This window comes from Bacillus cereus group sp. N21, assembly GCF_016483395.1.
Taxonomy (GTDB): Bacteria; Bacillota; Bacilli; order Bacillales; family Bacillaceae_G; genus Bacillus_A; species Bacillus_A pseudomycoides.
In genome coordinates, this window is the sequence record NZ_JAEHBX010000115.1 from 1 (window position 1) to 9,331 (window position 9,331).

Genomic DNA, 9,331 nt, shown 5'->3' on the forward strand with positions numbered 1-9,331 from the left:
AACATGTCACCTATAGCTTATAGGAAACATGTTGTCTAGGTGTTTTTTCTTTGTCTCACCAAATGGGGTCAGACCACTGTATATTTCTACAAAAAGAATAGCGTTTTTTTCATTTTATAGATACAAATTTATAAAGTTGATTTATATAGGGATATCCCTGGAAATATAAGATGATGAAATCGCTAATTATTGACACATATATGTGACTAATGTAATATATACATTACAAAGGAAATGAATGTATTGGAGGCTTCTAATATGCTTACCAAAGTAAAGCGAATTCGACTTGAAACAGGTATGACACAGGGGGAATTAGCAAAATTAACAAATGTAAGTAGACAGACAATCGGTCTAATAGAAAAGGGTGAATACAATCCATCTTTGAAATTATGTATTGAGATTTGCAAAGGTTTAGGTGTTACATTAAATGATTTATTTTGGGAGGAAGATTAATGTCTAAGCTATTAAAATTTTATCTTTTTGGTAAGGGTACTTCTGTTGATGAACGAGAACAAAATACAGCCTTTGAAATAATGGCAAACGCTGGGATGTTAGTCGTTATTATCTGCTTTGGAGCTATCATATATGATTTGATTTTAAATAAAGAAGTGACATCACTTGGTACGCTATCCTTAATTATTCTTTTAATAACATCATCTTATATATTTATAATGATGCGTATAAAAAAAGTATACTTACGTTATGCAAATAATAAAACATTGATACGAAATTCGATAATTTCAGGCTTTATTTTCTATGTTTTATATACTTTTTTACCACATTTATCTGGAGAAACAATTACTATGAGAGACCTTACTGGCAACATTATATGGGGGGTACTTTTCGGTTTATGTATATATGGATTTGGTAAATATAATCATAACAAAGCTGAAGAAGATGAATTATAATTAAAAAAACACCTTTCACTCAACATTAATGAAAGGTGTTTTTTTAATTTAAATTATCTTTATTGATGTAGCGACTAATCCCATTACTTAATAGTCGGTACCTGCTATATATTAGGTTAAACTTCTATAATGCTTTCAGAATGAAAACGTGATGTCTTTTATGGCAACCAAGTTTATTTTTATCGTTGTGGGGGGACACCAAAACCTTAAGTTGATGGGCATGCGGCTGAACCCCAATATTTATAAGAAATACGGTTGTATTTAATAACACACTCTGTTTCTTCTAATTCACCTATGCCTCTTACGTATGGTGCTACCCCGTTTAAAACATTTTTTTAATCAAACACCATGTACTCTAAAGAGTATCCACTTCCACAAACTATATCAAAAAATTTTTGTTTAGAAATTTCAGAAATCCCTTTCCCTTGATCTAAAATTGTAATAAAATCGAGTTAAATAAATTTAACTGGTTAAAAAAAGGATGGTGCAAAATGAAACAAAAAGCGATTTCAATTATTGAAACATACGAACAATTAAAAGTAATAAGTGATCCATTGCGTACAAAAATGCTTATATACTTAGTCGAAAAGCCATATACAGGTCACCAACTTTCCCAACTTTTAAATCTTTCTCGCGCAAAAGTACACTATCATCTCCGCGAACTAGAAAAACACAACATCATTCAATTAGTAAAAAAAGAAGAACAGGGAGGAAATATTTTAAAGTACTATCAAGCCGTTTCACGTGGTTTTATTCCTGCAAATCACTTACTTCATTATTCTGAATCACAAGAGGCAACGAGACAATCTTATTTGGAAGTATTACATCGTGCACAAACAAGAGTATTAACTGCTCCAGATTCATCATTCAATTTAACATCTTCCGATGTTGAAGATTGGCCTAGTATCTCGATGCAAACAGAATTTTCATTAACAGAAGAACAATTTATAAAGTTTTTAAACCAGTATAGATACCTTGTTAAAGAAACCTTAAAAGATTCCACAAAAACTGATGCCAATAAAAACTTTTATGTTACAATCACAGGCTTTGAAATTGATCAACCACTCTTTAACCAAGATTCATAATTCATTATTTGTAGGGAGGAATATTCATTGAGTGAACCTTTCATATCACAACAAGCTCAACCTAAGTATACGAGTATTTCATTATTTAAAAACCGTGCATTTTTATTCCTTTGGTTATCAAGTACCGCTTCTTTTCTTGCTCTTTCAACCTACCTATTTGCAGAGCAATGGTATGTTATTCGAGCTTTAGGTCAGGAATCAGCGCTTGGGATTGTCATGATGGTAACTATGATCCCACGAGTCCTCCTAATGACTGTTGGAGGAGTGTGGGCAGATCGTTTTAAACGTTCAAAAATTATGTTAGTCTCTAGCTTCACGCGTTGCTTACTAATTTTTATTATGATTACTTTATTACATTTACATCTATTAAATTTATGGTCATTACTGGTCTTTGCACTACTGTTTGGAATTCTAGATTCTTTCTTCTCACCAGCGAATCAATCCCTTCTTCCTCTTCTAGTTCCCAAAGAGATGTTAACTCGATCTAATTCTTTTATTCAAACTTCCAATCAAGTTGCAATGTTTACTGGACCAATGATAGGTGGTTGGATTATTACCGTTAGTTCTTTCTCAGTTTTATTTTTCTCCGTCGCTTGTTTCTTAGTAATTTCATGCACTTTCACATTATGTATTAAAGAAAAAAAACTTTCACTTTCTTCCGGGCAAGCATCTGCTAAACAAGAGCTATTAGGAGGTTTTCAATATGTATGGAATATGCCTTTTTTAAAATCCATACTGTTCATTTTAATGACTATTAATGTCTTCTTCTTTGGTCCTTTACTTATGGGAATTCCATTATTAGCGAACGAAGTATTACATGGAAAGGCAGTAGAGGTAAGTTTTTTACAAAGCTCTTATCAAGGAGGAATGCTAGGTGGCGCTTTATTAATTGGACTTTTAAATATTAGAAAAAAAAGAGGGCTTTCTATTCTAATACTTATTTCTTTTCTTGGTATTTCACTTTCTTTTCTTGGTCAAATATATGTTTTATGGCAAGGAATCCTTTTACTTGTGATGATGGGTTTCATGTCTTCTATGATTAATGTACCACTGGTTTCTATTATTCAAGAAAACAGTGAAACAGATAAGCTAGGGAGAGTTATGAGCTTCGTAAGTGCCTCTTCCAATGGTTTAGTCCCGTTATCCTATGCTTTTGTATCCATATGCTTAACATTTGGCACTTCTATATCTGATATTCTACTATATTGTGGCTTGCTCATAACTATCTGCTCTTTTCTTTTTATAATAAAATATAAAATTGTACGTGATACAAATTAAGTAAACAGTGCAGTATTTTTAATAAAACACTGCACTGTTTCTAGAAATTAAACGTTGTAACTCTTGGGAATACAGTTGTAGTTCATCTTGAATTGAAAAAACATTATAAAAGACACCTCTTACCATTTAAATAAAGAAGATGCAAAAGATATAGCAATGCAATTTACATATCGTTAATGCTTTTCTTAGCTTGATGGCTATGTGGCGAGACCCCATCGCTATCAAGCTAAGCCCATACAACGTCAAGTATAGTAGAGGTTGTTTCTTTTTTCTAAAAGCTAGTTGTAGAGAATTTAAAGATTTGCATGCGAAATAAACCCTATCGGGTTTCATTTTTTGAATTAGGCCGCTTGATCATCAGACATGGTACAATTGTAAACGACACCTAATATATCAAAGACGGTTTTTTTCTCATACCTATGGGATTTTCGCCCGTTTTGCTGTAGGAGGTTGAACAGGCGAATGAGAATCTTTGATAGTTCTTGGGTGTCTTTCTGTGTAGCTTGATAAATAAGAAGAAGGTAATCTTTAATCATATATATGGCCTTATATTCACTTAGTTCTCGTTTCTTTTTCATAAGAAGTAATTGTCGCATTTGAAACATAGTAGACGAACAGAGTAGAATTGCAATCAGTTGCCCATACAAATGGCATTCCAATCGTTCTCTTTTTATCTTTTTACAACGATGAATATGAAAGAATGATTTCCATGTTTTAAATAAAATCTCGATTTGCCAACGTAAAGAGTACCAATCATGTACTTGTCCCATCGGGACAATATCTGTAGAGGTATTGGTCATGTATACATTGATACCGCTAAGTCGTTTACTACGAGCAGAATACTTCATTCCTTTCTTTTTTTCTCTTACAGTTTGATTTTGTAATCGTTTTTGTTGCTGTTCTTTTGTTAGCCGATGAACAATCACACGAGTTGGGATTTTATCAGTCATTCCTACATAAGCGTCGGATATTTCATATGTTTGACCTGGCTGAAGAGAATTCATTAAGACCTCCATATCTATCTGTATATACTCCGTACCTTTTTTGATTCTTCCATCTTGAAAATAATCAGGGTTGGGATTTTTTCGATAAATACGTGTATTGGATTTAATACGAGAGATATAATAAGCCTTTTTATCTTGTATATGTTGCAGATCTTTTAAGTGAAAATACCCTAAATCTCGGATACACAAATCATTTGCTGTTACAGTTGGGACACACAGAGAGCCATAGGTTCGATCATGTTGTTTACCTGGACCTGTATGGATATGTAGGAATTGTCCGCTTAATAGATCATATTCAAGTTGAATTTTCATCCCAGCAGTATGGCTACATCCTCCCGCCCCAGGATAAATGGATGAAAATATATCTGGAAGCTGAAATGCAGTTGAATCTAAAATACGAATACGCTTGAAAACAGAGGTGTATGGAGAAGAAATTCGCATAGATGAAGTTAGTTTTTTATTTAGAAGGTTAGTCAATATGTGTTGTAAAAATTGAACGGCTGATCTATTAAACCTTTGATTCAGTCCTTCCGGACTGATGAGTACTTCTGTGGATGCCTCTAAACAGCTAGATAACTGAGCTAAAGAGGTTGTAGCGATATTTTGACTCATCCATATACATAAAGCGACTAAATCTTTTGCTTGGTATTTACTGGTTCGTTGTACGAAACCAACATCTCTAGCAAGATCCCGTAAGGTATTTGGAGATAAAAAACTTTGAATCTCTTGAGCAAATAGTTGTAATTCATCAGATACAGAAATAGACATACAAAAACGCCATCCTTTCCTATGATTCTACAAAAAGAATAGCGTATTTTTTCATTTTAGGGGAGGGTTTGTTGAAGTAGCCTGATAGCGATTGGTGGTACCCCTTATAGGATAATAGAAGTTTGCATTTTCAATTTTTTCACACTCTATTAACAAGGCAGTTATAGCATCCTGGTTTAGCGTTAAGAATGTGAATATATTCTACTTCTTTATTATCAAAAATTTCATCTATATTTTCTCTTAAATTTACACCTTCTGTAACCCTCGCTTCTACAATCATTGATTCAGCATTGTAGCCGCGTATAGATAGGTACCTATGATGTAACATAAGCGGAATTTCATTTACATCTAGCTTAGCGGTAGTTGCTCCCTTTCGTATAAATATAGGACCACTTGCTTTATAAGGCGAATTAACACTATGATATTGGTAATTCAGTAAGATTACCTCTTCTCCTACCTCTGCATCCTTCAAACTTATCCTGCAAGGATATCCAGGATTTTTATTTGCTATTATTTTGACTGCCCCGATACTTTTTAATGCTTCTTCATTCATTAGAAATAGGTTATTAAACTCCTTCTCTTGTAACGCAACGATTTGAAAGTTATTTCTCATATTCTATCCCTCCTTAATTAGTTGTTATAAAGCATTTCACTAATGATGCTACCACTAAAGTTCATAAAACTTGTTCAATAATCTTGCCCGTTTATTGAAGAATGAATTTTCGTAATCTTCATAGTAAGTTTAACATAAAATTCCACAGGAACCTCTAAAAAACTCATCCTTTTTAAAAGAGGATGATTGTCCAGTTTATTAATATCGGTTAAACCTAGTTTCAGGGCTGGCGTTGACCTTGTTTTTTTAGATACTTTAGTAACCAAACAGAAGTTGTAGTACGTTCTAAAAATATATATTTTTTGTTTTGGGGAATAATGTATTTCTTAGCTTGATAGCGATGTGGCGAGACCCCTACTAAACAATATACAAGTCATTATAGGTATATAAATGATGCTACATATTATTTAATGATGGGTGCTCAATTTTTAATATTAAACAGCCAATTACAAGATACGCTAGCAAAGTTAAAGCCCCGTTTAAGAAAAAAAGTAATAAAAAGCCTTAATGAATGGGACGCTTAATTTTGACATATATATATCAATTGTAAACTCTCTAAAAAGTACGCTACATTTATGTATTGAAGAGCAATCTGTAAGGATTAGTTGCTACATATAGTGAGTTTACGCAGAGAAAAGATACAGTCACGAATTATCGTGGCTGTATCTCTTTTTTGAGGAGTGTTCCCACAACACACTCTATACATATAGGCTTTTCTTTTGTATGGTAGAAGCTATTTTGATATGATATATACGTACAAACACTTGCAAAATTACAAACACAACAAAGACAGTCTGGCATAACTGTCTTTGTTGTGTTTTTTCGTAAAAAGAGACGGTCCAAAGTCCGCCTCTTTTATGTTTGCTCTATGATTTTCTTTACTTCTTCAATCGTGAGTTCACTGGCTTGTGCAATGGTTTCTATTGGGACTTGTAAACGATGCATACCGAGAATCATTTGACGTTTCCCTTGCTGAACGCCTTCTTGAATACCTTGTTCTCGCCCTTTATTTAATGCATGTGCGATGCCTGCCGCTTCATCCATTAGAATCTTTTCCCGTGCTTCATACGCTTGACGAAATGAAGCATCTTGACTCATATGTTCCCATTTATCGAGCGCCTTCTGTAACATTGGATCTTGGTTCACTGCAATCGCCTCCAAAATTTGTGTTAAGTGTTCATCTTCATTCGCAGGAAGTAATAGTAACCATCGTACAAAAGAATCTTTCCACGGATTGACCTTTTCTTCTCGCCATTGTTGCATGAGTTTTGGAATTTCTATAAGATGAATTTCAATTTCATCACTTAAAAGTTTCTGTTGTTGGATATTCCACAGTTTCCCCGTCGTATGAAACTCTTCATATTCTTTAAACATGACAAAATTCAATAAATTAATTGTAATGGTTTTATGAAGAGAACTATAGGGTTTTCCTTTTTTTAATTGAGACGCATACAACCGACTCCAGTAATACAAAGAGCGTTTTAGAATGTCATGATGATTATTCATCTGTATTTCTATATTAAGTTTCGTTCCTGTATCTAATGTGGCGGAAACATCGAGAATCGATAACTTATCTTCTTCATGTTCCCTATGCAGATGTGGATCTTCAAATTGAAGCGATTGAATCGGTGATTCTAACGAATCCCTTAACATTGCGTTCAGAAATGTAATGAGAATTTCTTCGCTTCCCGATGTACCAAATAATTGTTTAAATGCAAAATCAATGCGTAAATTCACTAATGATGGATTGGCCATGGATTTCCTCTCCCTGCCTACTACTTTCTTTTCATTGTACCGAAAAAAGGCGGAAACATGCAAACAGGCTCTTATGATTAACATAAGAGCCTCACTGCAGATACATACAATAGATTAGATAACGACCATAAACTGACTTAAAAAACACCTGACAAATTCACAAAAGAAATCATGATTAGTATACATTTTATTTGAAATACATACAAGGAATGGTGAAATACATCGTTTTTTCATCATTGATTTATGATATGATACACTTGCGGATTTTGTTTGGGCAACAAGCTATGTAGGGATAATATACGTTTCTCAATCAGCACATTTTCTGAAAGTAGCATGTCTTACTACTCATAAGACATGCTATATTTATAATGTTCAAATGATAAAAGAGGTCTCCAATTCAGGAGACCTTTTTTACATATTTGATATCATATTCCGCTTATTTTTTTACTACTAGGCCTCACCATACATGCCCATCAACTTAACAAAAGAGATGATTCCCATAATAAAAATTTTGTTTCATGGGTACATAAAATTTTTATTATGGGGTATTTGCTGTCATTAGCTTGATGGAGATGTGGGGTGCTATCCTTCTATGTTCTTAATATGCTAAGAATCACGAAAAAATATTTTTTCCTTTTTATACGAATGTCCTTAAACTCTAAATTTAATTTTTTCGAATATGATTTTCTATGCTTCCATAGCTATTCATAAAAGTGTAAATTTGGGATTGTTTCAAGATTTATAGAATATTATTCGAACATTTTGTGAAAAACAACAAAAAACATCACAAACTACTAGTATCAGGTGTCAATTTCCTGGTGTTTATTAAAAACGCTGTGCTACAATAAGGATGCTTTAAAGGTAAACTCTAAAAACAGTGATGAAATGGGGTCTTTACTTGAACTTTCCACAGTTAAAAATCGGTCATATGATACCAAAGGTTCCAATTATGCAGGGAGGTATGGGCGTAGGTATTTCATTAAGCAAACTTGCATCTGCTGTTGCAAATGCTGGAGGAATGGGGATTATCTCAGGAACTGGAATTTCCATCGATGAAATGAGACTACATATAAGGAAGGCAAAGGAAAAGGTAAATAATGCCGGTTATATTGGAGTAAACGTTCTTTTCGCGATGAATGATTTTGCTGAAAAAATGAAAGCGGCCATTGAAGAAAAAGTTGATTTCATCATATCAGGTGCTGGAATTTCAAGAGATATGTATACTTGGGGCAAAAAGGCCGGCATACCAGTTATTTCAATCGTTTCTTCAGCGAAGCTTGCTAAATTATCTGAACGTCTGGGTGCATCTGCGGTTGTTGTAGAAGGTTATGAAGCCGGGGGACACCTTGGAACCGAAAGAGCTTTATTCGATATATTACCTGAAGTAGTTGCGGCGGTTAAAATTCCCGTAATTGCTGCTGGAGGAATTATGACCGGAAAAGATCTTGCTCGTGCCTTAAGTATGGGTGCCTCTGGAGTACAGATGGGGACAAGATTCGTTGCAAGTAATGAGTGTGACGCACCTTTATCATTTAAAGAAAAATATGTACATGCTCGCCCGGAAGATACTATACTGCTCAAAACAACTGTAGGTCTCCAAGGTCGTACTATTAAGAATAACTTCACTGAACTGGTAGCTGATGATAAAAAGATAAAAATAAAAAAGTGCATTAATTGCCTAAAAAATTGTTCTTATCGTTTTTGTACGCTAGATTCTTTGATAACATCAATGGATGGCGATTGTGAGAATGGTCTTGTTTTTGCTGGCGCAAGAGTTCATGAAATCAAAGAGATTCTGCCAGTCAAAACAATCATCAACAATATCATGACAGAATATAAAGCTGGTTCTGGTGCAAAAACCATTTGATAGAGATATAGAACCTACATGGCCTATTCAATGACAGATTATGATGCAATTCC

The 9,331-nt window shown here is 33.9% G+C and carries 8 protein-coding genes; 5 read left to right on the forward strand and 3 right to left on the reverse strand.

Annotated features, from left to right (window positions below):
* Positions 1–258: 258 nt before the first annotated feature.
* The 4 genes from JDS96_RS28815 (at position 259) to JDS96_RS28830 (ending at position 3,271) form a co-directional block, all read left to right on the forward strand.
* Positions 259–453, forward strand: a complete 195-nt coding sequence (locus tag JDS96_RS28815; RefSeq protein WP_199668863.1) for a helix-turn-helix transcriptional regulator — start codon at positions 259–261, stop codon at positions 451–453.
* Entirely contained in the window at positions 453–908 is a 456-nt protein-coding gene (locus tag JDS96_RS28820; RefSeq protein ID WP_199668864.1) for a hypothetical protein, read from the forward strand. Before JDS96_RS28815 ends, JDS96_RS28820 begins: the two co-directional genes overlap by 1 nt.
* A 491-nt stretch (positions 909–1,399) precedes the next feature.
* A complete protein-coding gene (locus JDS96_RS28825) occupies positions 1,400–1,993 on the forward strand; it encodes an ArsR/SmtB family transcription factor (RefSeq protein ID WP_199668865.1) in 594 nt (197 codons plus the stop codon).
* 27 nt (positions 1,994–2,020) lie between these two features.
* Positions 2,021–3,271, forward strand: coding sequence for an MFS transporter (locus tag JDS96_RS28830; protein ID WP_199668866.1), 1,251 nt, complete (start codon positions 2,021–2,023; stop codon positions 3,269–3,271).
* A 341-nt stretch (positions 3,272–3,612) separates the two neighbouring features.
* Here JDS96_RS28830 and JDS96_RS28835 read toward each other — a convergent pair whose 3' ends face one another.
* From JDS96_RS28835 to JDS96_RS28845, 3 genes are all read right to left on the reverse strand, one after another.
* Positions 3,613–5,043, reverse strand: a complete 1,431-nt coding sequence (locus JDS96_RS28835; protein ID WP_199668867.1) for an IS4 family transposase — start codon at positions 5,041–5,043, stop codon at positions 3,613–3,615.
* A 139-nt stretch (positions 5,044–5,182) separates the two neighbouring features.
* Positions 5,183–5,656, reverse strand: a complete 474-nt coding sequence (locus JDS96_RS28840) for a DUF1203 domain-containing protein (protein WP_071744082.1) — start codon at positions 5,654–5,656, stop codon at positions 5,183–5,185.
* Positions 5,657–6,511: 855 nt separating this feature from the next.
* Positions 6,512–7,411 (reverse strand): Rpn family recombination-promoting nuclease/putative transposase, encoded by a 900-nt coding sequence (locus tag JDS96_RS28845; RefSeq protein WP_199668868.1) that lies wholly within the window; start codon positions 7,409–7,411, stop codon positions 6,512–6,514.
* 880 nt (positions 7,412–8,291) lie between these two features.
* On the opposite strand from JDS96_RS28845, the gene JDS96_RS28850 reads away from it, so the two are divergent.
* Positions 8,292–9,278: an NAD(P)H-dependent flavin oxidoreductase gene (locus JDS96_RS28850; protein WP_199668869.1), complete on the forward strand. Its 987-nt coding sequence runs from the start codon at positions 8,292–8,294 to the stop codon at positions 9,276–9,278.
* Positions 9,279–9,331: the final 53 nt, after the last annotated feature.

Bases quoted from the DNA above. Each gene is read 5' to 3' on its own strand.
- JDS96_RS28845 (WP_199668868.1), bottom strand. From the start codon at position 7,411: ATGGCCAATCCATCATTAGTGAATTTACGCATTGATTTTGCATTTAAA.
- JDS96_RS28835 (WP_199668867.1), bottom strand. From the start codon at position 5,043: ATGTCTATTTCTGTATCTGATGAATTACAACTATTTGCTCAAGAGATT.
- JDS96_RS28820 (WP_199668864.1), top strand. From the start codon at position 453: ATGTCTAAGCTATTAAAATTTTATCTTTTTGGTAAGGGTACTTCTGTT.
- JDS96_RS28815 (WP_199668863.1), top strand. From the start codon at position 259: ATGCTTACCAAAGTAAAGCGAATTCGACTTGAAACAGGTATGACACAG.
- JDS96_RS28825 (WP_199668865.1), top strand. From the start codon at position 1,400: ATGAAACAAAAAGCGATTTCAATTATTGAAACATACGAACAATTAAAA.
- JDS96_RS28850 (WP_199668869.1), top strand. From the start codon at position 8,292: ATGAAATGGGGTCTTTACTTGAACTTTCCACAGTTAAAAATCGGTCAT.
- JDS96_RS28840 (WP_071744082.1), bottom strand. From the start codon at position 5,656: ATGAGAAATAACTTTCAAATCGTTGCGTTACAAGAGAAGGAGTTTAAT.